The following is a 24,926-nucleotide window of genomic DNA, read 5'->3' as shown; positions in this document are numbered from 1 at the left end:
ATATACGCTTTTTTTTCCTAGAAGGATTTTCCATGAAAATTAACACCACGATGAAGCTTGTTTTTTCGGCGATAGGCGTAGGCATGGCGATTACTATGGCGACTGTGTTCCAATTGGATAGTCTCGAACAGCAAGTCGATAGATTATCGTTGATCCGTTATCAATCTTACCAAGCTGCGGATGAGCTACGCCAAAGTTCCGATGACTTGACCCGCTTAGGGCGTACCTATGTGGTCACTGGGGATGAAAAATACGAAAAGATGTATATGGATATTCTTGATATCCGTAACGGCAAAAAGCCTCGCCCCGAGAGCTACCACACCATTTATTGGGATCTTGTCCTGCAATACGGCCAAAAACCTAAACCGGATGGGCAAACCATCGCGCTACAGCAAATGATGAAAGACCTCGGTTTTAGTGACAGAGAGTTCGCTTTGCTGAAAGAAGCGCAAAATAACTCCGATGCTTTAGTGAATATGGAAGTGAAAGCCATGAATGCGGTAAAAGGCTTGTTTCCTGATGCGAGTGGCAACTACACGGTAAAAGGCGAGCCGGATGTCAACATGGCGGTTCAACTGCTGCACAGTGAAGAGTACCATCGTGAAAAAGCTAAGATCATGGCACCCATTGACCGCTTCTTCCAAGAGCTTGAAACACGAACGGCACAGCAGTTTAACCAAGCCGCAGAGCAAGTAAAAAGTACCGTATTGATCGGCAATATCTCATTAGTTGTGGTCGCTATTATTGCCATTATTGGTTACGTCGTCGTCAACCGTAAAATTGTGACTCCAATTGATCGAATGGCGAGTGTCTTACAAAGAGCCGATGACAATTCAGACCTTACCTTAAGGGTTGAAGAAAAAAGCGATGATGAGCTGGCCGTGATTGGACGTACGATTAACAAAGTTCTAGGCAGTTATGGCTCAACCATCAGTAAAATTAATCAGGTTAACCATACCATTTCCTCGATCTCCGACACCATTCGTAGCATCACGGATCAAAATATGAAGATGTCTAGCCAACAAGACCAAGAGTTAGAGATGGCGGCGACCGCGATGGAAGAGATGACTTCGGCGTTATCGAGTGTGTCCCAAAGCACTAATATGGCAGAAGAGTACGCAGGCAGTGCTGAAAAAGAAGCCAATAACAGCAAACAAGTGTTTGAGAAAACGATTCGCGAATTTGCGGATTTAGACGGCGAATTCCAAAAAACCTCAGAGATCATTCAACAACTGGCTACTGAGTCCAATAATGTCGGCAACGTGCTGGATGTGATTAAAGCGATTGCAGAGCAGACCAACTTGCTGGCGTTGAATGCGGCGATTGAAGCGGCTCGCGCGGGTGAGCAAGGGCGAGGTTTTGCGGTGGTCGCTGATGAAGTCCGTTCTTTGGCACAGCGTACGCAAGAATCGACGGGCGAGATTGAAACCATGATCTCTATGCTGCAAGAAAAAGCGGAGATGTCGACCAAAACGATCCGTGTCAGTGCCGATAAAATGCAATCAACCCGTGGCAATATGGGCGTGGCCAACGAGTCGTTGGTGGCTATCCAGGGCTCGGCCAAAGAGATCCATAAACTCAACACGTCAATTGCTGCCGCGACTGAGGAGCAATTAACTGTAAGTGATGAGATTTCAAGTAACCTCAGTACCATCAAAACGCTGTCTGGTGAAATGAACCTAGCGATCAAACAACTGGGTCCTGTTGTGGTGGATTTACAACGCAACGTTGACGATCTTAATAGTGCAATAGCGCATATCCGCACCTAATCAAGACCTCTATTTTATCCCCATCAAAGCTGCCTGCGGGCAGCTTTCCTTTTTGTGCATAGTCACAAAAGTGAGTGATGATGTTATTGAAATTCAGTAAGAGGACTTATAAGTCTACGCAGAGTGGATAGGGAGTCGTCATGATACTGGACAGTCAATTAGCGCAACAAATTGTCGATCGCACCATGGCGATCATCGGCTACAACATCAATGTGATGAATCAAGCTGGAGTGATCATTGGCAGTGGCGAGAAAAATCGGATTGGCCAAGTGCATGATGGTGCAATTTTGGCACTCAAACATGGCGATTCGGTAGAGCTAACGGCAGAAAGCTGCGTGGCACTGAAAGGTGTAAAACCAGGCATCAACATGGTGTTGAGAAATCAGCAGCAAGTGGTCGGGATTGTGGGGATTACCGGAGAGCCGAAAGATATTCGTGATTTTGCCAATCTGGTCAAAATGAGTGCCGAAATGATCATTGAGCAAGCAGCTTTGGTCGAACAACTACAATGGGATCGGCGGCATCGTGAAGAGTTCATTTCCGCTTGGATACACAATACCTTATCGGCCGCCGAACTTGATGCATGGGCGGCGAGACTTTCCATTGACCTCTCTAAGCCTCGCGTGGCAGTGGTCATCGCCTTTCGTCAACCGAAAAGTGGACAAAGCTTGGATCAGATCCGTCAAGTGGTTGAGCTTTTGGAGCACCCTGAACGGGACAATCTGGTCGCTGTGGTTTCTATGCAAGAGATAGTCGTGCTCAAACCTTGTCGAACACCAGAGCATTGGACCAGCGAATACGAAAGTTTGCGGATTGATAAGTTGATGGCGAGGCTCAAAGCCTATGACATCACAGGATATGACATTGCTTTAGGCCAGCTTTTTATCAACCCAAACGCGATCCATCTCTCTTACCAAAGTGCCAAGCAGGTACTGAGGATTGGCCAAGTACGCCAGCCAGAAAAACAGAAACATCTCTACGAGGAACTGCGTTTGCCGGTATTGCTTTTGCCATTGAATGAAGGATGGCAAGGTGAACAGTGGCGACGAGTCATGCAGGAGTTGCAGACACAGGATAAGTCAGGGCAACTCGTGAAAACGTTAAAGGGACTATTTGCGGCAAATGGCAACTTGAATCTTTGCGCCCAACAACTGTTTATCCACCGAAATACGCTGCGCTATCGTTTAGAAAAAATCACCGAAATTACAGGGATTGAGACTAACTCCTTACTTGGTTTGGCGGAATTGTATATTGCGTATCAGCTCACAAGTTATGATTAAAATTGTGCATCTGCACAGTTATTAACATTTTCCTTATCATTGTATTTGTTGTTCCGCCTAAAGGAATCATGCGAGCCAACAAGGATAATAGCTCGACCCTACGAAGAGGCGGGGAATGACATTCACCTTGCCTCAGAACATAAAGACATGGAGTTATTATGAGTCTGATCTTAATCCTGTTAGCGGTAATTGTCTTTATTGTGCTCGCTACCACCAAGTTCAAAGTACACCCTTTCTTAGCATTACTTCTGGCTGCATTCCTTGGCGCATTTGCTTATGGTTTGCCTGCTGACACGATTGCCAAAACCATTACCACAGGCTTTGGTGGTATCCTCGGTTACATCGGCTTGGTGATTGTACTGGGTACCATCATTGGCGTGATCTTAGAAAAAAGCGGCGCAGCCATTACTATGGCGGATACTGTCATCAAGCTATTGGGTGAGCGTTTTCCAACGTTGACCATGAGTATCATCGGTTACATTGTTTCGATTCCAGTATTCTGCGACTCAGGCTTTGTGATCCTCAATTCATTAAAAGAATCGCTGGCCAAACGTTTAGCCACCTCCAGTGTGGCCATGAGTGTGGCGCTTGCTACGGGTCTCTATGCTACGCATACCTTTGTTCCACCGACTCCGGGACCGATTGCGGCGGCGGGTAACTTGGGCTTGGAATCCCAACTAGGTTTAGTTATTGCCATTGGCCTGTTTGTCGCGGCGGTTGCGGCGATTGCTGGTATGTTGTGGGCGAACCGTTTCCAAGCGGTTGAGGCTGATATCATTGATTCGCAAGAAAGCCCAAAAAAAGATTGGCAAGCCCTTAAGGCTTCTTACGGCCAGTTACCTTCTGCCAGTCAAGCGTTTGCTCCCATCTTTGTGCCCATTTTGCTGATCTGTTTTGGTTCTATCGCGAAATTCCCGAGTTTTCCTTTTGGTCAAGGTATGCTGTTTGAGGTGTTGGGCTTCCTTGGTCAGCCATTGACGGCACTGCTGATCGGTTTGCTTCTTGCCGTACGCTTATTGAAATCTGCCGACAAAGTGGCTGAGTTTGGCGAGCGTATCAGTCAAGGTATTACCGCTGCCGCACCAATTCTACTGATTACGGGGGCTGGCGGTGCATTTGGTGCAGTTTTGAAAGCCACACCACTAGGTGATTACCTCGGAACCACGTTGTCGGCGTTGGGTGTCGGCATCTTTATGCCATTTATTGTGGCTGCAGCACTGAAATCGGCACAAGGATCTTCGACTGTGGCCTTGGTCACCACTTCTGCATTGGTTGCGCCACTTTTAGGCCAACTGGGCTTGGACAGTGAAATGGGACGAGCATTAACCGTAATGGCGATTGGTGCGGGTGCAATGACGGTTTCTCATGCCAATGACAGTTTCTTCTGGGTTGTGTCGCAGTTTAGCCGCATGAGTGTAGGTTTGGCCTACCGCGCACAAACCATGGCAACTCTAGTCCAAGGGGGCACTGCGATGGCTGTGGTATATGTTCTAAGCTTAGTATTGTTATAAAAATTAGGAGCGCGTGATATGAAAGTGGTTATCGCCCCAGATTCCTTTAAAGAGAGCTTAACGGCAAAGCAAGTGTGTGATGCGATTCAAGCTGGGCTGGCTCGGGTATGGCATGATGCAAAATTTGTCGCTATCCCGGTTGCGGACGGTGGTGAAGGTACGGTGCAATCGTTGGTGGACGCCACACAAGGACGACTTGTTGAAGTCAAAGTGATGGGGCCACAAGGTAAACGAGTGGAGGCCTTCTATGGAATTTTGGGAGATAACCAAACTGCGGTGATCGAAATGGCCGCGGCCAGTGGCCTGCATCATGTGCCAGTTGCGCAGCGCGACCCTAAACTCACCACCAGTTTTGGTACGGGAGAGCTGATCCGACACGCGTTAGATCAAGGTGTCACTAAGCTGATTATTGGTCTAGGTGGTAGTGCGACCAATGATGGCGGCGTGGGCATGCTTGCGGCACTTGGCGCGCGCTTTACCAATGCCGATGGCGATCCCATCCAACTGACTGGCGGCGGTTTACGCGAGTTGACCCACATCAATTTACAAGATTTCGACCCAAGGTTACAGCATTGCGATATCTTGGTGGCCTGTGATGTGAACAACCCCTTATGTGGCGATAAAGGTGCGTCTGCGGTATTTGGTCCGCAAAAGGGGGCAACGCCAGAAGATGTTCAATTATTGGATGGAGCCTTACGGCAGTTTGGTTTACTCACGGAAAAAGTGACTGGCAAAATGGTTTTAGAGAGTGCCGGTGCGGGGGCGGCAGGGGGGATGGGCGCGGCGCTTTTGGCCTATACTCAAGCAAGATTGCGACCGGGTATTGAGATTGTGCTGGAGACAGTGCAACTTGCTTATCAAGTCAGTGATGCAGATTTAGTGATCACTGGCGAAGGGCGTATCGACAGTCAAACCGTACATGGCAAAACCCCAATGGGGGTGGCCAAAGTTGCCAAACGCTTTGACGTTCCTGTGCTGGCGTTGTGCGGCTGTACTGGCGATAACTATCAAGCCGTATACCAGTGCGGGATCGATGCGGTTTTCGCTGCGGTGCCGCGGGCCATGTCGCTTGAAGATGCGCTTAAAGAGTCCGATTTTAACCTTGCCGATTTGGCCGAGAATGTCGCCAGATTGTGGGTTCTCTCCAAATAAATCCGAAAGCTGGTCTTGACCAGCTTTCTTTCTCTCAAAGCTTCAGCCATTCTTTTTTAAGTTTCTCACTGGGTTGTTGAACGTTCGCTTGAATTACTGCGTAAAACTCAGAGTAATTAAGAAAGGACCTCTCTTATGTTGAAATGGCTTCGTGTACTTCTGCTCTGTACCTTTCTGGTTGGTTGCGCGACTAAGTTGGTCTACCACAATCTTGATTGGTTTGTGATTGATTATGCTGAGGATTTTGTTGACCTGAATACGCAGCAGAAAACCTTGATTGAACAAACGATGCCGAGTTTACAGAGCTGGCATCGTGCCCAAGAATTGCCCGATTATTTGGCAATGATGGATGAACTTTCGGCGCTTTCTTTACCTGACGTAACGGTTGAGCAGGTAGCCCAGTTCCAAGAGAAAATGCGATTTTACTATCAGCGTCTGGTTATCAAGCTGCTACCGGATGTCAGCCGGCTGGCCGCCACGCTCAGTGAGGAGCAAACCGAACAGTTTATGCAAGCCTTCATTAAACGACATGACAAATTTGCCAAGAAATTCATTAAGATGGATGAGAGTGAGTTGCGTGATTTTTATCAAGAGCGGATCACAGATCGCTTAGAAGATTGGCTTGGACCCTTAAATAAGTCCCAGCAAGAGTTGGTCAAGGTTTGGAGCGACAATATTCAACCCACCGCCAACGATTGGATAGGATTTCAAACGACGATGCGTGAGCAGGTGCGTACATTATTGCAACAAAGAACACAACCAGAAGCATTTCAGACCCAACTCGAATCTTTACTACTAAACCCTGAGCAGCATTACGGGATGATCTTGAAAGCTAAGCTGAGTTATAACCGCGAATTAGGTCAGCGTTATGTTGTGCAAATTTTGCAAAATAGCTCAGATAAACAGCAACAACATTGGCGAGATGAGCTGGCGGATTGGCGAGGAAGAGTCTCTGATTTATTAATCGAATAAAAAAATGACACCCCATTATGGGGTGTCATTTTTTATGCTGTCACGCTGAGTGATTCTAACCATGCTTGCCACTCTTGTGGGCGGCGATAGTAGTGGCTAGGACTTAAGGTGTACCACTCGTTATTTTGCTCAATGGCTAACGAAGGAAAACCACCTAAACCCAGCTGTTGCATTAAGCGTTGGGTTTGAGCAATGTCACTGCGTACTTTTGCTGCAGCTTGTGGCATCACGTTTTGCCATGTTTCAGGGGTAATGCCCATCGCTTGCGCTAACTGTTGCATTACCTCCGTTTGTGTCACATCCAGACCTTGCTGGTAGTGCGCACGCTGAATGGCTTTCAGCATGTCGAAATCACGTTTGCCAGCAAGACGTGCCGCAATGATGGCTTGGGCTGTGAAGTACGAATCGAGCATGAGTGGTTGACCACTGCGTACACGCTCTAAATACGCCTCGCCAAACTCTGCGCCTGTTTCACGCTGAATGCGTTGGTCGGCTTGCAAAATATGCGCACGAAAATCAGGACTGAGCTGTGCTTTATCCATCATGCCACCGGGGTGTAGTACCAGTTCAAGATGGGATTGTTGTGCCAGTTGTTCCATCAGTGAGGTGGCGCCGAAGCACCACCCACACATAGGGTCAAAAATGTAGTGAACCCTTACCATTTCATTTCACCAGTATGAACTTTCGCACCAATTTCAAGCGCCATAGGCAGGCCTGCATCCGGATAGATTTTGCTCATTTTTTCAATCAGCTGTGCACTATTTTTACTAGAGGCTTTCGCTTTAGCAAAATCAGCTAGGTATTTTTGTGAAAACGTAATCGCACTGCTGTCCATGGCGGTTCCCGGTGTCATATGCCCTGGGATGACCACTTTTGGCTTAAGCGCTGCCATCTCATCGAGTTGTTCAGCCCAAGCTTTGCGCTCACTGTCTGTTTGTGCATCGGCCATCCATAGATGAACGTTACCGTACACAGCCACATTCCCCAAGATCGCTGCATTGGCAGGGATCCACAAATAAGGACGATGTTTCAGTTCACCTTCGGTACCACGAATTTCGATAGTTTGGCCATCAATTTCCAGTGTTTTACCTTGGTATGCCGTTGGCAGAACCGGTTTCACTGGCGCGTTGGCGCCCATTTTCGGTGCCCAGAAATCCAGCTTACCTTGCAGTTTCTGTTCGATTTTCGCTTTTACACCCGGGGTTGCAATCACTTCTGCTTGCGGGAACATCTGCTTTAACACTTCTGCGCCAAAGTAGTAGTCTGGATCCGCTTGAGAGATGAAAATCGTTTTTAAGGTTTTACCTGAATCCAGTACTTTCGCGCCGATGCGCAGCGCATCTGCTTTGGTAAAGCCAGTATCCACTACCATCGCTTCGGTTTCACCGTACACCACGGTTGCATTCACATGGAAGCTGTTACCATCGGCGTTGTAGACATCCAAAGTCAGTGGGGTCGCAGCCATGGCTTGAGCAGATAAGGTCATGGTAGCAGCAAGTAGTTTGGTTAATGTGTTCATTTTAAGACTCCGTTGTTGGGAAGTTTGTTTTGTTGCGGTGAGTTTAAGCAAAGCACAGAGTTGGATATATAGCGACTTGGCAACATGATTGTTTCTATAATTGAACTAATCTATAGGAAGTTTCGATGATTAGTTGATTTTCTATACTGTCTCTACCTGAATGTGCGGTGGCGTCAGCTCACTCCAATCACGTAGTCTATTTATGAGCATGGGAATGAATCTACTCGCTTCCTAGTAACCACTCTCTCTTTGGGTATATCGTGGAAAATGGACATAAAAAAAGCACCCTGAGGTGCTTTTTTATCGGCGTGGTTTGAGTTACAAACCGCCTTGATTTTGTGCTTCTTTCACCATTTGTTGGCGCTGAGCTTCCATGTCAGATGCAACGTCACTGTCCTGATGTGTTGATTGTTCCAAAGCCTGTGGAACCAAAACATAGTACTTGTTGATTGTCATCGTCGATTCTCTTAAAAGCGAAATGTGCAGAAAAAAATAGAGGATGTCGGTAAAACCGACATCCTCCCTGAACGGCGAAATTATAGGCTGATACGAAAGAAGTAGCTAGCCCTAATTTCATCCTTATCAGTATGACGCTTTCCTACTAGGTGTCATTACACGTCGTAAGTAGTAGACGCAGTATTACCGCCTGTACCCGTCCAGTTAGTGTGGAAGAACTCACCACGCGGACGATCGATACGCTCATAAGTGTGCGCACCAAAGTAATCACGCTGTGCTTGCAGCAGGTTCGCTGGCAGGCGAGCCGTAGTGTAACCATCAAGGAAGGTCAGTGCTGAAGTCGTACATGGCATTGGAATGCCGACTTCCAGCGACTTCGCTGCCACTTTACGCCATGCAGCCAGACAGTTGTTCAGAATACCTTTGAAGTACGCATCAGAACCTAAGAACGCCAGTTCTGGGTTCTTTTCAAACGCATCACGGATGTTGCCTAGGAACGCAGAGCGGATGATACAACCACCACGCCACATCAGAGCCACGTTACCGTAGTTCAGGTTCCAACCATTCTCGTTCGATGCTTCACGCATCAGCATAAAGCCTTGTGCGTAAGAGATGATTTTTGAAGCCAGCAGCGCTTGACGCAGCGCATCAACCCAAACTTGTTTGTCACCTTCGACTTGAGTTTTGGTTTTACCAAACAGTTTTTCAGCTTCAACACGTTGATCTTTCAGTGCGGATAGGCAGCGAGAGAACACGGATTCGGTGATCAGAGTCAGTGGGATGCCCATGTCCAGCGCGTTGATACCCGTCCATTTACCTGTGCCTTTTTGGCCAGCAGTATCGAGGATCTTCTCAACCAACGCTTCACCATCTTCATCTTTGTAGCCAAGGATGTCAGCGGTGATCTCAACCAAGTAGCTGTCTAGCTCAGTTTTGTTCCAGTCAGCAAATACGGCTTGCATTTCATCGGCCGACATTCCCAGACCATCTTTCATGAACTGGTAAGCTTCAGTGATAAGCTGCATGTCGCCGTATTCGATACCGTTGTGAACCATTTTCACGAAGTGACCGGCACCATCGTTGCCCACCCAGTCACAGCAAGGCTCACCAGCGTCAGTTTTTGCAGAAATGCCTTGGAAAATCGGTTTTACCGCTTCCCATGCTTCAGGTGCGCCACCCGGCATGATCGAAGGTCCGAAACGTGCACCTTCTTCACCACCAGAAACACCCGTACCGATGAAGTGAATGCCTTTTTCACGCAGCGCTTTGACACGGCGGTTAGTATCAGGGAAGTTGGTGTTACCACCATCAATGATGATGTCACCTTTGTCGAGCAGTGGAACCAGTTGCTCGATGAAGTCATCAACCACTTGACCTGCACGAACCATCAGCATCACTTTGCGTGGCGTCGCCAGTTTATCGACCAGCTCTTGCAGAGTGTAAGCGCCAACAATGTTAGTGCCTTTTGCTGGGCCTTCTAGAAACTCGTCCACTTTAGCCGCGGTACGGTTGTGTGCCACCACTTTGAAGCCGTGGTCGTTCATGTTGAGGATCAGGTTCTGGCCCATTACTGCAAGGCCGATTACACCGATATCACCTTTCATTTATTTCTCTCCTTCACGCAATCTTTGCTGCGGCGTCTGAATCTAAGTACCACTCCGTCACTCCTGAAGTGGAGTGAATTTTGGCTGCCGGATAAGGCAGTTGTTCGGCTGGAGTGGTGTGAATTTGTTCTACGATCTCGGCTTTACCTGCGCCAAGAACGAGATAACTGATGCGTTTTGCGGCTTGCAGCACTTTCGCGGTTTTTGAAACGCGTAGTTGCCCAGATTCTGGATGGCTTGCCACCACCGAAAGATTGGCGTCTGCATAGTCGGTTTGCCCTGGGAACAGGGATGCGGTATGACCATCCGCACCGACACCCAGTAGGATCCAATCAAACACAGGCGTGCCGTTTTCGGTTGGGATCACATGCGCCATCGCTTGAGCAAAACGTTCTGCTTCAGCTTGTGGCTCGTTTTCACCCAGAATGCGGTGAATGTTCTGTGCAGGCATGTTGATTTTGCTAAACAGCAGCGCATTGGCTTCACCGTAGTTGCTTTCTGCGTCATCCGGTGCCACACAGCGTTCATCCCCCCACCAGAAATGCAGGTTTTTCCACTGAATGTCGTTGGCGTAAGGCTGGCTTGCCAAAAGCTTAAACAGCATTTTTGGTGTGCTGCCGCCAGATAAGGAAATGTGTACTGGCTGACCTTGCTGGCTGTACGCCAACATATCGTCGGCAAGGCTTTTCACTACGGCATCCGCAGTTGGGAAAATTTTATGGTTGATCATAATTCGCAGTAATCCGTGTTAGTGAGGTTTTTACAAGGGAAGCGCCACTCACGGCCGTCACGGCGCAGCAAGTCATCCGACTCTTTCGGGCCCCAAGTGCCACAGGCGTAGCCATACAGCGATTGCGGATCTTGTTTGAAATCGAGGATCGGCTGCACAAACTTCCAACAAGCTTCTACAGCATCAGTACGGGCAAACAGTGTCGCGTCACCATTGAGTGCATCCAGCAGCAAACGCTCATAAGCGGTCAGCATTTTGATCTGCTCAAGTGAGGCGTAGTGGAAATTCATCGACACTTCTTTGGCTTTGAAACCTGCGCCGGGCTCTTTCAAGCCGAAGCTCATCAGAATGCCTTCATCAGGCTGAATACGGATGATCAGCTTGTTCTCTGGCGCATTTTGCCCAAAGACAGGATGCGGTGTACGTTTGAAGTGAATGACCACTTCGGTGACACGCGTTGGTAAACGTTTACCGCTGCGCACATAGAATGGCACACCATTCCAACGCCAGTTATTGATGAACATTTTTAGCGCGACGTAAGTTTCGGTGCGTGAATCCGCCGCCACGCCCGGCTCATTACGGTAGCTGGGTAAAAATTGCCCACGCACTTCCGATTCGGTGTATTGACCGAGCACCAGATTGTTGCGCAGATCAGATTCAGAAAGCGGTTGTAGGCTTTGCAGCACCTTGTTCACTTCGTTACGAATGGAATCCGCGTTGATCGCCGCAGGCGGCTCCATGCCCACCATAGCCAGCACTTGCAGCAGGTGGTTTTGGAACATATCGCGCACCGCGCCAGAACCATCGTAATAACCGCCGCGCTCTTCCACACCTAGGAATTCTGCGCCTGTGATTTCCACGTAATCAATAAAGTTACGGTTCCACAGTGGCTCAAACATGCCGTTGGCAAAGCGGAACACCAGCAGGTTTTGCACGGTTTCTTTACCAAGGTAGTGGTCGATACGGTAGATCTGATGCTCTTTGAAGTGGTGGTGGATTTCCACATCCAGATCTTGTGCAGATTGCAGATCGTAACCAAAAGGTTTTTCGATGATCAGACGCTTCCAGCCTTGGCTCTCATCGTTGAGGCCATGTGCCGCAAGGCAAGCTGGGATCACGCCATACAAGCTTGGTGGAGTTGCGAGATAAAACAGCGTATTACGCTGCTCAAACTGATAATCGTTAGCCAGTGTATCAAGGCGGGTCGCTAAGTGCTGATAATCAGCTACTTCTGAGGTGTTCAGCGCTTGATAATGCACATGCTGCATGAAGGCTTCGAGAGCGGCAGGTTCTGTTTTTTCCAGCTCTTGCAGTGAGCGCTTTAGCTTCTCGCGGTAAGACTCGTCACTGTACTCGGTACGGCTCACACCTAAAATCGCAAACGATTTAGGCAGTTGCTGACTGGCATAGAGGTGATACAACGCAGGAATAAGCTTACGGTACGTCAAATCTCCCGAAGCACCGAAAATTACGATGCTGCTGTTTTCAGGTATTACCATCATCTTTCCTTTAGAAACGAGGTACTCCCTTGATTTTGCAGTGAATCAATATCCATATTCACCGGAAAACCTTTGGGTATTGTTAGCATGCGCCAACCCTAGCAGCGCAATACACAAATCAAAAACCGATCTTGCCTATAGGTTTAATAGGAAAAATCAATCGGCGGGGAGGAACTGGTGCTAGCGAAACTCATCCCCGACTCGGGGGCGTATTGTCTACGACTCTTTGACATACATCAACTATTGATAACGCAATCGATTGAATTGTGACACGTTAAAATGTTAACCGTCAGTTTTTAAAAGGAAAAATGAGAAAGGCGTCAACGCGCCTTTCTGTCGTGATGTTCTAGTAATCTTCCCGTAAATACGCCAGCACTTTTTGAATATGCTCTTGAGTATCGACAACGCTATTTTGATACTGCTCCACCGAAAGAAATTGCTCTGCGTAAGTTTGATGAAGGTTGTGCTGCAAAAACAGCAGATAGAGTTTAGGGTCGATGTGCCCGCTGGTGGCCATATCTGTCATGATCGCGATGCACTCTTGCAAGGACTTGGCCTTCTTGTAGGGGCGATCATTAGACGTCAGAGCTTCAAACACATCGGCAATCGCCATGATGCGTGCAGGTACCGACAGCTGTGAGGCTTCGATTCCTCGTGGGTAGCCTTTGCCATCCATGCGCTCATGGTGTCCTCCTGCAATTTCGGGCACGCCTTGTAAATGTTTGGGGTAGGGTAAGCGTTGCAGCATCAAGATAGTCTGTATGATGTGATCATTAATCATAAACCGATCTTCTGCGGTTAAGGTGCCCCGTTTGACTTTGAGGTTATGCAGCTCCCCACGATTGTATTGCAGAGCCGGAGGCGTGAGACAGAAGGCTTCTTGCCATGTTTCTTGTGGGGTTTTGCCTTGTGGCCAAGGAATTTGGTGGACAGACTTATCGGCCAGCAACGGTTCCCAGACCGGCAATGGAGCTGGGGCTGCGGCGCGGCTTTTCTCAACCCAAGAGATGCCGATTTGATCATCTAAAGTCCGCTGCCATTGGCGCTGAGCGATCTGCTCCAGTCGTTTGATATCCTCATCACTCATCCCTTCGCTGCCAAGGTTACACTGAGCCACAAAAGCAAACTCGTCGTCCAATTGTTGATGCAGCGCCTTCAACGCCTGCTCTGCCTGTTTTGGATCCCCCCTTGAGCGCAGCTTTGCCAGTAATCACGCTCCGCTTGCATTTTTAAGAGTTCAAAGCGCATGCGCACCTCGTGGATCCGGTCGTAAATCGTTTCCAGCTTAGTGGCTTTGTCAACCACGAATTCTGGCGTGGTAACTTTGCCACAGTCATGCAACCAAGCCGCGAGGGTTAACTCTTCCCACTGTTCGGAACTCATCGTGAATTCAGCGAAATAGCGTTTATCTTTGGCCGCGGCTTCGGCTAATAAACGGGTTAATTCAGGAACGCGTTGACAATGGCCTCCGGTATAGGGCGATTTGGTATCAATCGCCGATGCAATCAGTTCGACGAACGCCTTCAGCATCTCTTTTTGTTGCTGAATTTTATCGATGTTGTCTTTGGCAATTTCAGCAAAACTGAGCAGTTCACGCAAAAATGCGTGTTTATCGGCTTGAACGTTTTCTATGGTGCGTTCATAGCCCAAACAGACAATCCCGACTAATTGACGCTCGCGGTTCAGTAGCGGGAAGAAGTATAAGTCTGAGTTGTAAAGCTGATCGAGATACGTGCGCAGAATATTATCTTTACGATTGAGGTGGATGGTTTCCCCTTTGCGCAGCTCGGCTAACAGCCATGCACTGCTGCTGAGTAGCTGATTAATATCGATTTTGAACGGTATGATGGCGTGATTGGCGGCAACAGAGAATTGATTATTTTCTTGATCATACACATACAGCAGTATGGTTTCGGCTTTAGTGATGGCATAACTCTGGTGAGCTATGGTTCTTGCCAGTTGAGCGAAATCTTGATTGTTAGTGGTTTCGCGCAGTAAGCGAAGCAGGTCGTGTAACGCATGTTCCATTAATTGGATGGATTGGCTTAAGTTCGCCGCTTCAGTAATCATGGTTTGTGGGTAGCGCGTTTTTTTGAAGTTAAAACGCGCGATGTTATCAGTCAGTTGGATGAGATTGTGTAATGGACTGGAGAGCCGTTTCGCCACCCAAATGACGACAGGGAAGCAAAACAGAAGCAACACAATCGCACTGGTGATTTGACGATTACGTAAGGTGATAAGATCCGCCAGCAGTTCATCTTTCGGTGTCGCTTGCGCTAAAAACAGATGCAACTGCTGGTTGAGTTTGACTGGCGTGAGGGTAGTGACCCAATCTTGACCTTGACTATGGGGAGTATCGTATTGCGCTTGGCTAGTAATGCGGCTCATGACAGAAGCAAACGGTGTGTCAGTATTTAGGAGTGATTGCTTAATCTGCTCTGGATCGGAGCGAAGATTGAGCCCTGAATTGTGCTCTGCTAGGGGGCGTAGCTGCTGATCCAGCAAGATCAGTTGTGAATGATCGGAGAAGCCAAGTTTACTCAGTTCACTGGAAAGGGCTTTCAACGTTAAATCGGCCCCCACGACCTGTTTGCCACTGAATGAGCGGCGTGACAAGGTTAACCCATAGGTTTGGAGAGTGAAAAATAGGTAGGGCTCGGTAATGCGGATCACCCCATCATTGGCGGCATTCAGATACCAAGGGCGTACTCTCGGATCAAAAAAATGGGCGACCTCTTTATATTGCCCGACTAATTTCATCTCTTGATTGAGAAAATAGATGTCGTTGGTGCCATCGATATGGCTGTAGTTCATCCATAGTACTGCGTCATCTGGTGCCGCAAACATCACTCGATCTGCACGGCTAAGTAAGGGGCGGAACATAAAAAACTGCCCTGTTTCATTGGCAAAATAGAGCGAATTTAAGTTCGAAGATTGCTCAAATGCGCGTAATACTGAGGTTAACCAACGTTCATCTTGTAGTGGCGGTTCGGTGTGCTCAATAAAACGGCTAGTGGCAAGAAAATCGAGACTGGTCAGGATAGGAGCCACATTTTGGGTAAACACGGTTTCGAGCTTTTTGCTGTTCTCGTGTGCTAAGGTTCTCGCACTACCCGCCAGAAGCTGTTGAGAGCTGTAATAACTGATCGCAATCAGCACACTGCCGATGAATAAGATCAGAATAAAAAACAGACTGCTGATATGGATAGATAGGGAATAACGACGCTTTTTCATAATGTTACCTAAGCCAAATAACACAGATAAGTATTGTTCATCTTGGCTAGGTTGCAAAAAATCACGCGATTAAATCTGTTTGTTTGGCTTGGTGTCGCAAACTGAGCCTCTCTTTGTGACGTGTTATGTCTGTTGTGCAAGGCCATGAAGTGCACGATTGAACATAGCAACCCTAAGGGGAGGCTGCTACACTGGCCGGCAATGCGTTTGGAAGGACTGTTGAAATGAAATTAGCTGTAGATACTCACACTCACACTCACACTTACGCCAGTGGCCACGCTTACAGCACGCTGATTGAGAATGCGCGTGCGGCCAAGCAAAATGGCTTGACGCTGTTTTGTACCACTGATCATGCCGAGTCTATGCCCGGAGCGCCGCATTACTGGTTTTTCTCCAACCAGCGCATTTTGCCCCGTTTTCTGGAGGGCGTTGGCGTGATCCGCGGTGTCGAGGCTAACATCCTCAATACGCAAGGTGAGATTGATTTGCACTCGAGCGTGGATCACAACTTGGATTGGGTGATTGGTAGTTTCCACGAGCCAGTATTTCATCCCGCCGATAAAGCAGCGCACACCCAAGCCCTGATCGAAACCATCAAAGGCGGTCGAGTGGATGCGCTAGGGCATCTGGGTAATCCGCACTTTGATTTTGATTTCGAGCAGGTGATTGCCTGTGCCAAAACGCACAATGTCGCGATTGAAATCAACAACAGTACCTTAAAAGGCCATAGCCGAGTGGGCAGTATTGATCGTTGTTACGAGATTGCTCGTGTCGCGAAATCGCTTGATGCCTACATCACCACTGGCAGTGATGCCCATTTTTGTCTGGACATAGGCGGTTTATCGCTAGCCAGTCAATTGATTGATGAAGTGGGCATTAACCCGCAACGTGTGATCACTCATACCGCGCGTCAGTTTCTCGACTTTCTTGAGTTACGTGGTCGCCAGCCGATTGAAGAGTTTGCCGGTCTACTTTAATTTTGCAACAAAACTCAGCTCACTTTTGCAGGCAGAATGGCGTACAATTCCACTCCCTTCAAAAGTGAGTAGAAAAATGAAAAAAACACTGATTCTAGTGGCAGCATTGCTCGCCACTCCGGTTCTTGCCGCGGGACAAGATCTTAAATCAATCATGCAGGACATGAAGCTCGCCTTTAAACAGGCCGCAGAAGCGCCAACCGTTGAAGCGATGCAAGCACCGATTTCTACCCTCGAAAGCTTGGTTGAGCAAGCCAAACGAGGTGTTTATCCTGTTGAAAAAGAAGCCACTTACCAAGAAGGCTTCCAAAAGCTCGCGGTGACTTTGGATAAAATAGACGCTCATTTGCAAGCCGGTGAACTCGAGGCAGCAAAAGCTAGCCTAAAAACCGTTGATGATCTGCGAATTGAATACCATGACAAACGCAATCCAAGTATTTGGAAGCGGTTGTTTGGTTAGTCTGCCTTTTCCTTCCTGCTTGAGAGCGACTTAAGTGGGAAGGAACGCTGGTTAGATGTAAACAACCCTCATCTTTTTGTTAAAACTTGGGTGTAACACACTGTTATGGTTATCACTAATGGTTATAGTAGTGAGCAATCCATAAAGAGTGTTGTTATGAACCCGCGACGTACCTTTCACCGCTTGATGCTGAAACTCAGCCTGCTTAGTTGGCTGCTGGTTTCGCTCATGCCTGTGCTCAATGCACACGGCAATGCGGCGGGCGTTTGGGCAACACTTTGTACCATCAATGGTTTTGAACTGGTCAAAATTGAAGATGGCAAACCGCAAACTCAGCACAGTAAGCCGTGTCCGTTTGCCCATTTCTCCAATTTTCATCACACCGAACTTCCAACCACACAACTTCCAATTCGACAAACGACGGCGCAAGTAGATGGTTACACTTTTTTGGCTCTAAGTGTCCGTTTTGAAAGTGCTGTCCCGCGTGCTCCGCCTGTGACTTAACTGAAATCATTACCCAATAACAATAAAACTATTTAGTAAAGTCACACGCTCATATCCCATTTGGTTTCTTCACCGAAGGGATAATTTGCGTTTAAAAAAGGAAGAAATACGTTGAGTACCGTTACTACACCTCAACCGACGGCGGCTGCGCGTCGTAAGACCCTCTATTTTCTCACTTGGCGTTGGCATTTTTATGCGGGCCTGTTTGTGGTGCCTTTTATGTTGATGTTGGCGCTGACGGGCTTAGTCATGTTGTTTGATGATGAAATTGAACAAGCTCGCTATGCCGAGGTATTAAACGTTACACCACAAGCGCAGGTCATGCCTGTTTCTCAGCAGCTTGCGGCAGTACAAAAGGCGTATCCAGAAGCGCAAGTTACCCAGTTTATTCCTGCGCTTCAGCCGGATTTAGCCAACCGTTTTTCTGTACTGTTTAGCGATGGTTCAACCCAATTTGTCACGGTTAATCCGTATAGCGCTGTGGTTCTGGGCACTATTGATCGTAGCGAAAGCTGGTATGAATGGGCGAACAGCATTCACGGCACCTTATTGATTGGCGATTGGGGAGATTATTTGATTGAAGTCGCGGCGAGCTTGGGGATGATTTTACTGGTGAGTGGTATCTACTTATGGTTGCCGCTTGATAACGCGCGTAAAGCGGGGTTTCTCAAAATCCGAGTGGGCAGTGGTGCGCGAATTTTCTGGCGTGACCTGCACGCAAATTTAGGTGGCATGCTGTCCTTAGTACTGCTGTTTTTCCTGATTTCCGGTCTTTCGTGGGCGGGCATTTGGGGCGGGAAACTGGTGCAGGCATGGAATACCTTCCCGACGTATTACACTTGGGGAGAAAAACCGCAATCGGTACTCACGCATGCGGATTTAAACCATGGCTCAGAAAAAGAGATGCCTTGGAACTTAGAGCAAACGCCAGTACCGCAATCGCATCATCATGGGGGTGAGCATGAAATGGTTGCGGTTAATCCTCAATTCGGTATCGACCAAGTGATCGCTCAGGCCAAGGCGCTCGGTTTTACGCAGTACCGCGTTGCTTTTCCGCGTGGGGAAACGGGCGTGTATACCGTTTCTGCCAATACCATGGCGGGTGATATTGTCGATCCACGTGATGATCGCACTGCGCATTTTGACCAATATTCTGGTGCGTTACTCACCGAGGTCACTTGGCAAGATTATTCGCCATTTGCCAAAGCAATGGCGGCGGGGATTTCGCTACACCAAGGCGATCTGAGTGTATGGAACAAAATAGCCAACGTGCTGTTTTGTCTCGCTTTCATTCTGATCTCTGTCACAGGTGTGGTGATGTGGTGGCTGCGCCGCCCGACCGGTCAAGCTCGGCTAGGTGTTCCGCCACGTTTTGAGCAAGATGGAGTATGGAAAGCAGGCTTAGCCACGTTACTGGTGATTGGTGTGGCATTCCCACTGGCGGGAGCGACGATAGTGTTGGCTTTGCTGCTTGATGGGTTACTGGTGAGTCGTATTGCTAAGCTGAAAATCGCTTTCAGTTAAGTGCAAAACTAGGAAAGTAAATAGAGGCCAGATTTTATCTGGCCTTTTTAGTTCACATGAGTACGAGTCGACCTCGTTTAAGCCTGATACAACTCAAGTGGCAACCCATCCGGATCAGCAAAAAAGGTGTAGGCTTTGCCAGTGTATTCATCAATGCGGATTGGCTCCACACTTACGCCTTGTTGCTCGAGTTGAGCTTTTATTTCTGCCACATCATCGACCACAAACGCCAAATGGCGCAGCCCTTGCGCCTCCGGAAAACTTGGCCGTTCAGGTGCTTTAGGAAAAGAGAACAACTCAATCTGCGAACCATCGGGCAGGGCTAAATCCAGCTTGTAAGAATCTCGCGCTGCACGGTAGTTTTCGGCCAATACGCGTAAGCCTAAAATTTCCGTATAAAACGCCTTAGAGCGTGGATAATCCGAACAAATGATCGCAGCATGATGAATGCGTTTTAGCATGTGGATTCCTTACCATTGAGCTTAGGACTTAGGTGTTCGAGCACAAAATCAATAAACACCCGTAGGCGAGCCGGCATGTATTTGGTTTGCGCGTACTGCATGGCAATCGCGCCGTGATAATTACTCTTAATATTCCACTCTTGCAGCACTTGCACCACCTTGCCCGCAGCCAGCGCATCTTGCACCACAAAATCATGGAAAATCCCGATGCCGAGATGATTCTTCACCCCAGTTAAGCGTAACTGCGATTGGTTCACGGCGTAACGACCACTCACAGCAACTGTGTGTGTTTCACGGCCTTTGGCAAACGTCCAGATATGATCTTTATCGGTTTCCGCGAGGTAGAGGCAATCATGCTCGGCTAAATCGGTGGGGTGAATCGGCGTGCCACGCTGCGCCAAATATTCAGGGCTGGCACACAGCACCAAATTGGTTTTGCACAGTTCCCGCAGCACGAGGTTTTCATCTGGCTTATCCGTCAAGCGAAAGGCGACATCAATATTGTGTTTGAACAGATCAATGTCACCATCGGCGGCACGCAACTTGAGCTGAATATGCGGATATTGGGCGAGAAATGGCACCACAAACGGCTGCAATACGGAATTTAAAAACGCCTCTGGCGCAGCAACAGTTAGTGCACCAGCAGGCTCGGCATGTTCCGAACTGGAGATTTCGATCGCTTGCTGCGCCGCATTGACCATCAATAAGCTTTGGTCATACACCTTTTGCCCCGCTTGAGTAATGATGAGTTTGCGCGTCGTACGTTCAAACAGCTTGACCGACAAGGCTTGCTCAAGGCGAGTAATCAGCTTACTGAGCGCAGAAGGTGTTACGCCAAGTTTGCTGGCCGCAGCGGTAAAACTGCCTTCATTGACCACCACAATAAAAGTGGCGAGGTCGGGCAAAAGAGCAATCAATTTGGGAAGTAGCATAAGTGTCGATAAGTCGGCCAACCAGTGGCGTCACTGTCGCAGAATCATCGGCTAAATGCAATTTGGTGGTAGTAAAGTCAGAGTTTAATCCGGTATAGCTCATATTGAATGACTATTGATATCGCCCCGTTGTATCGCAATTCTTATTGTTTCGGCTGTCGTTGCCCCACCAAGTTTGAGTCTGGCGTTACGCAAGTGATTTTCAATGGTTCTGGGAGAAACACCAAGAGCTATAGCAATATCGGCTTGTCTGCGTCCCAGTGCTGTCAATGACAGCACTTCTTTTTCCCGTTTAGAGAGCAATGCTGAGCGGTTTGGATCTGAGGACTCAAGCAGACGACGTGCCGCAAAAAACGCATAAGTTGATAAAAGACTAAGTTCACAACGAGCTCGCGGTGAGCTATCTATTGCCTTACCGCCTAGACTCACAGCTCCTTCTAGTCCTAGATGGCCAAAAATAGGAATTTGTAGGCCGTGTATGCCGCTACCTTTGGGTTTGGCAACCACTCTGTATTGTTCTCGATTGACGTCAGGTTTTTTAGTCCAAAAGAAAGGACGATCCGTTTCAATAATATGACGAGTTATAGGGCAATATTTGATGTAAGTCGCTGCATCAATGTTTTCTCCATCGTCAAACCAATCACCTTCAATCCAATAGATACGCTCTATGATGCCATCGAGCGTGGAGTGTGCTGAGAAAAACACGATCTTATCGTAACCATAAAAATGCGCCCGTTGCCGAACAATATCTTGAACCGTGGAAAAGCTATGGCTTTCTTCCAGTTGGCTTATCAAGGTGATTAAATCGACAGCGGGCATAGGTTCTTTCTGCTCTATTTTATTTCTGCTCAACTTCAGCAAGTAATGCCTTGGCGGCGAGTTGCCCTAAAGCATTGCCTGCAAGCGGACTATCACCGGTCAACATTTTACGGTCTTGGAAGACTTGTCCTGATATTCCAGTATTCAGTAATTCAAAACCAATCGCTTGCAATTGTTCGCCAAACTTCCATGTCAGATGACCTGGCATATAGCCGATACTGGGCGTTTGAGCATCCATTTCGTCAGGAAAGGCCACAATTTTATATCCAGCAAACAATGGATCATCACCTACGGCAAGGAAGGCTGCAGGCCCGTGACAGAGCGAGATAATAAATTTATTTTGTTTCATCGCCCATTGTAAGACCGCTTTAACCTCTTGGCTGTCAGGCAGACCCATTAACGCGCCATGTCCACCGGGAATAAACACACCGATATAATCGGAGTCTTCACCTAACGCAGTTTCAATCACATCACTCAACTTAAGTGGCTGCCTGAAAGAAGATTGATATTTGCTATATAACCCATTCACTTCTTGGTCTTCTCTTGGCATTGCCCACCATTCAAACTTCACTGGATTACCAGAAAGTGTAGCAATATCAAAAGAAAAACCTGCCTTATCAAGATGATACATTGGCAAAAGCGTTTCAACGGGATGATTACCCGTAGAAAAAAAAGTGCCGTTATCCATCATCAGATAACGCTCATCGGCACCAACGACAAGGATTTTCCAACGTCCGCCTTGGTAAGGGGTAGGGTAATGGGCACCACTTAAATCTGACTTGGAGGCAGTGAATTGACTCAGAGAGTATGCCGATGGGAAGAAAGCATTATCTTCTGCTGGGTCGGGAGTCGGATGTTTATCATTCATTACTGTCGTCATGGTGTTCTCCTTGGTTAAACCTTAAGTCGTTTTGATTATAGCGGTGACCTTTGATTAAAAAATAAGGGATTTCCCCTAAATGAAAATAATTCTTATGTTTAGGACTTGATGATAAGCGCAGGCAAATCATTCTTTATCTGTGCCTGAGGTTCACGAATGCTTTTCCGTTATCGCAGATAATCGCTTGAGTGACCTTGGATTACACTAAGGGAAAGGTTTTTTACAGTGTAAATATCCCCTTCCGACTTGAAGCGTACCCGCTAAGTTGTTTGGGTATAGATCCTGTTACCCGCAAAACGAAAACAAGAAGGAATACGCAATGTCTTCTGCTTTTTATCAGCAAATCCGTACTCAGCTTGAGGAAGTGAAAGCTGAGGGGCTTTATAAATCCGAACGTGTGATCACCTCGCAGCAACAAGCGGCGGTCGAAATTTCTACTGGCGAACAAGTACTGAACTTCTGTGCCAACAACTATCTTGGCTTGGCCAATCACCCTGCTCTGATTGAAGCGGCGAAACAGGGTATGGACAGCCACGGCTTTGGTATGGCTTCGGTGCGTTTCATCTGTGGTACGCAAGATATCCATAAACAGCTGGAACAGAAGCTCTCTCAATTCTTAGGTAAAGAAGACACCATTCTTTACACCTCATGCTTTGATGCAAATGCGGGTTTGTTTGAAACTCTGCTCGATAAAGAAGATGCGATCATCTCTGACGCACTAAACCACGCTTCAATCATTGATGGTGTACGTCTGTGTAAAGCGATGCGTTTTCGCTACTCGAACAACAACATGGCCGAGCTGGAAGAGCAACTTATCGCGGCAGATGCTGCTGGCGCTCGCCACAAGTTGATCGTGACGGATGGCGTGTTCTCAATGGATGGTGTAGTGGCTAACTTGCCTGCAATCTGTGACTTGGCAGATAAATACAACGCCTTAGTGATGGTGGATGACTCTCACGCGGTAGGCTTCATGGGCGCGAATGGTCGCGGCACACACGAATACCACGATGTGATTGATCGCATCGACATCATCACCGGCACGCTAGGCAAAGCCATGGGCGGTGCATCCGGCGGCTACACTTCAGGAAAGAAAGAAGTGATTGATTGGCTGCGTCAACGTTCACGTCCATATCTGTTCTCTAACTCGGTTGCACCTTCGATTGTTGCGGCGTCACTGCGTGTGTTGGATCTGCTGCAAGAGAGCGGCGATCTGCGTGAGCGCCTATGGGAAAACGCAGCGCACTTCCGTACTCGTATGGAAGCGGCGGGTTTCACTATGGGTGGTGCCGATCACGCCATCATTCCCATCATGCTAGGTGATGCCAAAGTTGCCGCAGAATTTGCGGAACGCGCACTGGCCAAAGGCATTTACGTTATTGGTTTCTCATTCCCGGTTGTACCAAAGGGACAAGCGCGCATTCGTACGCAAATGTCAGCCGCACACAGCCGTGAACAACTGGACAAAGCCATCGACGCCTTCATTGAAGTGGGTCGTGATATGGGACTTATTTAATTATGAAAATCAAAGCACTTTCAAAACTGAAACCAGAGCAGGGCATCTGGATGAACGAAGTGGACATGCCTGAGCTTGGCCACAACGACCTGCTGATCAAAATTAAGAAAACTGCCATTTGTGGCACTGACGTACACATTTATAACTGGGATGAGTGGTCACAAAAAACCATTCCAGTGCCTATGGTAGTCGGCCATGAATATGTGGGTGAAGTGGTTGGGATTGGCCAAGAAGTGCGTGGTTTCCAAATTGGAGATCGCGTTTCTGGTGAAGGTCACATCACTTGTGGTCACTGCCGTAACTGCCGTGGTGGCCGTACCCACCTGTGCCGCAACACCATTGGTGTGGGCGTAAACCGCACGGGTTGTTTCTCTGAATACTTAGTGATCCCAGCGTTTAACGCATTCAAGATCCCGGATGGTATTTCAGATGATCTGGCGTCTATTTTCGACCCGTTTGGAAACGCTGTACACACTGCGCTTTCATTCGACTTAGTGGGTGAAGATGTTCTGATCACCGGTGCTGGCCCAATCGGCATTATGGCCGCAGCTGTTGCGAAACATGTAGGTGCGCGCCATGTGGTGATCACCGATGTGAACGAATACCGCCTCGATTTAGCCCGTAAAATGGGCGTGACTCGCGCTGTGAACGTTGCTGAGCAAAACCTAGAAGACGTGATGAAAGAACTCGGTATGACCGAAGGTTTTGATGTGGGCTTAGAGATGTCTGGTGTACCGAGTGCGTTTAGCGCCATGCTAAAAACCATGAACCACGGTGGCCGCATTGCTCTGTTAGGTATTCCACCGTCATCGATGGCGATTGATTGGAACCAAGTGATCTTCAAAGGCCTTGTTATTAAAGGGATTTATGGAAGGGAAATGTTTGAAACTTGGTATAAGATGGCGAGCCTGATCCAATCGGGTCTCGATATCAGCCCAATTATCACTCACCACTTCAAAGTGGATGACTTCCAAAAAGGCTTCGACATCATGCGCAGCGGGGCTTCTGGCAAAGTTATCCTCGATTGGCAGTAACCGAAAATCTCTCCACAGAGCGCTCCGCAAGGGGCGCTTTGTTTTTGGCTAATACTGTTTTTATAAACAGTAAAGTGGAAAATATGACCCGATTTA

Annotated in this window: 21 protein-coding genes and 1 pseudogene; 11 read left to right on the top strand and 11 right to left on the bottom strand. The window is 48.0% G+C overall.

Translation table 11 applies throughout. The annotated features are described in order from the left end of the window. Positions 1–32: 32 nt before the first annotated feature. The 5 genes from T411_RS0102475 to T411_RS0102455 all read left to right on the top strand — a co-directional run bounded on the left by T411_RS0102475 (position 33) and on the right by T411_RS0102455 (position 6,684). Positions 33–1,769, top strand: coding sequence for a methyl-accepting chemotaxis protein (locus tag T411_RS0102475; RefSeq protein ID WP_000700947.1), 1,737 nt, complete (start codon positions 33–35; stop codon positions 1,767–1,769). A 140-nt stretch (positions 1,770–1,909) separates the two neighbouring features. Next, a complete protein-coding gene (locus tag T411_RS0102470) occupies positions 1,910–3,049 on the top strand; it encodes a PucR family transcriptional regulator (protein WP_000599609.1) in 1,140 nt (379 codons plus the stop codon). 158 nt (positions 3,050–3,207) lie between these two features. Continuing rightward, the gene (locus T411_RS0102465; protein ID WP_000052704.1) at positions 3,208–4,560 is read left to right on the top strand and encodes a GntP family permease; all 1,353 of its coding nucleotides are present in this window, start codon (positions 3,208–3,210) and stop codon (positions 4,558–4,560) included. A gap of 18 nt (positions 4,561–4,578) precedes the next feature. Then, a complete protein-coding gene (locus T411_RS0102460) occupies positions 4,579–5,712 on the top strand; it encodes a glycerate kinase (RefSeq protein WP_000869512.1) in 1,134 nt (377 codons plus the stop codon). A 135-nt stretch (positions 5,713–5,847) separates the two neighbouring features. Next, the gene (locus T411_RS0102455; protein ID WP_000922269.1) at positions 5,848–6,684 is read left to right on the top strand and encodes a DUF6279 family lipoprotein; all 837 of its coding nucleotides are present in this window, start codon (positions 5,848–5,850) and stop codon (positions 6,682–6,684) included. Between the two features lie 32 nt (positions 6,685–6,716). On the opposite strand, the gene T411_RS0102450 is transcribed toward T411_RS0102455, so the two are convergent. The 7 genes and pseudogenes from T411_RS0102450 to T411_RS01000000118955 form a co-directional block, all read right to left on the bottom strand. Further along, a complete protein-coding gene (locus T411_RS0102450; RefSeq protein ID WP_001882721.1) occupies positions 6,717–7,346 on the bottom strand; it encodes a DsbA family protein in 630 nt (209 codons plus the stop codon). Beyond that, on the bottom strand, positions 7,340–8,203 hold the full coding sequence (locus T411_RS0102445; RefSeq protein WP_001094875.1) for an MBL fold metallo-hydrolase: 864 nt from the start codon (positions 8,201–8,203) through the stop codon (positions 7,340–7,342). Before T411_RS0102445 ends, T411_RS0102450 begins: the two co-directional genes overlap by 7 nt. A 318-nt stretch (positions 8,204–8,521) precedes the next feature. Then, entirely contained in the window at positions 8,522–8,659 is a 138-nt protein-coding gene (locus tag T411_RS1000000121060; protein WP_000154542.1) for a hypothetical protein, read from the bottom strand. Positions 8,660–8,814: 155 nt separating this feature from the next. Further along, a complete protein-coding gene (gene gnd, locus T411_RS0102435; protein WP_000675470.1) occupies positions 8,815–10,263 on the bottom strand; it encodes a decarboxylating NADP(+)-dependent phosphogluconate dehydrogenase in 1,449 nt (482 codons plus the stop codon). Positions 10,264–10,276: 13 nt separating this feature from the next. Continuing rightward, positions 10,277–10,993 carry a 6-phosphogluconolactonase gene (pgl, locus tag T411_RS0102430; RefSeq protein WP_000607048.1) on the bottom strand — a complete coding sequence of 239 codons (717 nt, stop codon included), beginning with the start codon at positions 10,991–10,993 and terminating at the stop codon, positions 10,277–10,279. After that, positions 10,990–12,492 (bottom strand): glucose-6-phosphate dehydrogenase, encoded by a 1,503-nt coding sequence (gene zwf, locus T411_RS0102425; protein ID WP_000236508.1) that lies wholly within the window; start codon positions 12,490–12,492, stop codon positions 10,990–10,992. Before zwf ends, pgl begins: the two co-directional genes overlap by 4 nt. Positions 12,493–12,838: 346 nt before the next feature. Beyond that, positions 12,839–15,726, bottom strand: a pseudogene (locus tag T411_RS01000000118955) (HD domain-containing phosphohydrolase). Between the two features lie 224 nt (positions 15,727–15,950). Here T411_RS01000000118955 and T411_RS0102415 point away from each other — a divergent pair. The 4 genes from T411_RS0102415 (at position 15,951) to T411_RS0102400 (ending at position 19,191) form a co-directional block, all read left to right on the top strand. Then, entirely contained in the window at positions 15,951–16,703 is a 753-nt protein-coding gene (locus T411_RS0102415) for a phosphatase (RefSeq protein WP_000762043.1), read from the top strand. Positions 16,704–16,779: 76 nt separating this feature from the next. After that, entirely contained in the window at positions 16,780–17,163 is a 384-nt protein-coding gene (locus T411_RS0102410) for a cytochrome b562 (protein ID WP_000751795.1), read from the top strand. 156 nt (positions 17,164–17,319) lie between these two features. Continuing rightward, a complete protein-coding gene (locus T411_RS0102405) occupies positions 17,320–17,667 on the top strand; it encodes a hypothetical protein (RefSeq protein WP_001069628.1) in 348 nt (115 codons plus the stop codon). Positions 17,668–17,778: 111 nt separating this feature from the next. Then, on the top strand, positions 17,779–19,191 hold the full coding sequence (locus tag T411_RS0102400; RefSeq protein WP_000109027.1) for a PepSY-associated TM helix domain-containing protein: 1,413 nt from the start codon (positions 17,779–17,781) through the stop codon (positions 19,189–19,191). Between the two features lie 77 nt (positions 19,192–19,268). Here the strand turns inward: T411_RS0102400 and gloA2 are convergent, their stop codons facing one another. The 4 genes from gloA2 to hchA all read right to left on the bottom strand — a co-directional run bounded on the left by gloA2 (position 19,269) and on the right by hchA (position 22,283). Continuing rightward, the gene (gene gloA2, locus T411_RS0102395) at positions 19,269–19,652 is read right to left on the bottom strand and encodes an SMU1112c/YaeR family gloxylase I-like metalloprotein (protein WP_000919370.1); all 384 of its coding nucleotides are present in this window, start codon (positions 19,650–19,652) and stop codon (positions 19,269–19,271) included. Next, positions 19,646–20,584 (bottom strand): LysR family transcriptional regulator, encoded by a 939-nt coding sequence (locus T411_RS0102390; RefSeq protein ID WP_000926300.1) that lies wholly within the window; start codon positions 20,582–20,584, stop codon positions 19,646–19,648. Before T411_RS0102390 ends, gloA2 begins: the two co-directional genes overlap by 7 nt. Positions 20,585–20,683: 99 nt before the next feature. Then, entirely contained in the window at positions 20,684–21,403 is a 720-nt protein-coding gene (locus T411_RS0102385; RefSeq protein WP_001111918.1) for a PA1136 family autoinducer-binding transcriptional regulator, read from the bottom strand. A 19-nt stretch (positions 21,404–21,422) separates the two neighbouring features. Continuing rightward, positions 21,423–22,283, bottom strand: a complete 861-nt coding sequence (hchA, locus tag T411_RS0102380) for a glyoxalase III HchA (protein ID WP_000214329.1) — start codon at positions 22,281–22,283, stop codon at positions 21,423–21,425. A 319-nt stretch (positions 22,284–22,602) separates the two neighbouring features. Here hchA and T411_RS0102375 point away from each other — a divergent pair, with 319 nt between their 5' ends. Beyond that, complete coding sequence (locus tag T411_RS0102375; RefSeq protein WP_000092856.1) at positions 22,603–23,796, top strand: glycine C-acetyltransferase; 1,194 nt, start codon at positions 22,603–22,605, stop codon at positions 23,794–23,796. 2 nt (positions 23,797–23,798) lie between these two features. Then, positions 23,799–24,830: an L-threonine 3-dehydrogenase gene (tdh, locus tag T411_RS0102370; RefSeq protein ID WP_000692622.1), complete on the top strand. Its 1,032-nt coding sequence runs from the start codon at positions 23,799–23,801 to the stop codon at positions 24,828–24,830. The last annotated feature ends 96 nt before the right edge of the window (positions 24,831–24,926 follow it).

It is taken from the genome of Vibrio cholerae ATCC 14035, from assembly GCF_000621645.1.
Classification (GTDB): domain Bacteria; phylum Pseudomonadota; class Gammaproteobacteria; order Enterobacterales; family Vibrionaceae; genus Vibrio; species Vibrio cholerae.
This window is presented reverse-complemented; position numbering and strand designations above follow the sequence as displayed.

Excerpts from the sequence above, each read along its gene's own strand:
- T411_RS0102475 (WP_000700947.1), top strand. The coding sequence starts at position 33 with ATGAAAATTAACACCACGATGAAGCTTGTTTTTTCGGCGATAGGCGTA.
- T411_RS0102470 (WP_000599609.1), top strand. The coding sequence starts at position 1,910 with ATGATACTGGACAGTCAATTAGCGCAACAAATTGTCGATCGCACCATG.
- T411_RS0102465 (WP_000052704.1), top strand. The coding sequence starts at position 3,208 with ATGAGTCTGATCTTAATCCTGTTAGCGGTAATTGTCTTTATTGTGCTC.
- T411_RS0102460 (WP_000869512.1), top strand. The coding sequence starts at position 4,579 with ATGAAAGTGGTTATCGCCCCAGATTCCTTTAAAGAGAGCTTAACGGCA.
- T411_RS0102455 (WP_000922269.1), top strand. The coding sequence starts at position 5,848 with ATGTTGAAATGGCTTCGTGTACTTCTGCTCTGTACCTTTCTGGTTGGT.
- T411_RS0102450 (WP_001882721.1), bottom strand. The coding sequence starts at position 7,346 with ATGGTAAGGGTTCACTACATTTTTGACCCTATGTGTGGGTGGTGCTTC.
- T411_RS0102445 (WP_001094875.1), bottom strand. The coding sequence starts at position 8,203 with ATGAACACATTAACCAAACTACTTGCTGCTACCATGACCTTATCTGCT.
- T411_RS1000000121060 (WP_000154542.1), bottom strand. The coding sequence starts at position 8,659 with ATGACAATCAACAAGTACTATGTTTTGGTTCCACAGGCTTTGGAACAA.
- gnd (WP_000675470.1), bottom strand. The coding sequence starts at position 10,263 with ATGAAAGGTGATATCGGTGTAATCGGCCTTGCAGTAATGGGCCAGAAC.
- pgl (WP_000607048.1), bottom strand. The coding sequence starts at position 10,993 with ATGATCAACCATAAAATTTTCCCAACTGCGGATGCCGTAGTGAAAAGC.
- zwf (WP_000236508.1), bottom strand. The coding sequence starts at position 12,492 with ATGGTAATACCTGAAAACAGCAGCATCGTAATTTTCGGTGCTTCGGGA.
- T411_RS0102415 (WP_000762043.1), top strand. The coding sequence starts at position 15,951 with ATGAAATTAGCTGTAGATACTCACACTCACACTCACACTTACGCCAGT.
- T411_RS0102410 (WP_000751795.1), top strand. The coding sequence starts at position 16,780 with ATGAAAAAAACACTGATTCTAGTGGCAGCATTGCTCGCCACTCCGGTT.
- T411_RS0102405 (WP_001069628.1), top strand. The coding sequence starts at position 17,320 with ATGAACCCGCGACGTACCTTTCACCGCTTGATGCTGAAACTCAGCCTG.
- gloA2 (WP_000919370.1), bottom strand. The coding sequence starts at position 19,652 with ATGCTAAAACGCATTCATCATGCTGCGATCATTTGTTCGGATTATCCA.
- T411_RS0102390 (WP_000926300.1), bottom strand. The coding sequence starts at position 20,584 with ATGCTACTTCCCAAATTGATTGCTCTTTTGCCCGACCTCGCCACTTTT.
- T411_RS0102385 (WP_001111918.1), bottom strand. The coding sequence starts at position 21,403 with ATGCCCGCTGTCGATTTAATCACCTTGATAAGCCAACTGGAAGAAAGC.
- hchA (WP_000214329.1), bottom strand. The coding sequence starts at position 22,283 with ATGACGACAGTAATGAATGATAAACATCCGACTCCCGACCCAGCAGAA.
- T411_RS0102375 (WP_000092856.1), top strand. The coding sequence starts at position 22,603 with ATGTCTTCTGCTTTTTATCAGCAAATCCGTACTCAGCTTGAGGAAGTG.
- tdh (WP_000692622.1), top strand. The coding sequence starts at position 23,799 with ATGAAAATCAAAGCACTTTCAAAACTGAAACCAGAGCAGGGCATCTGG.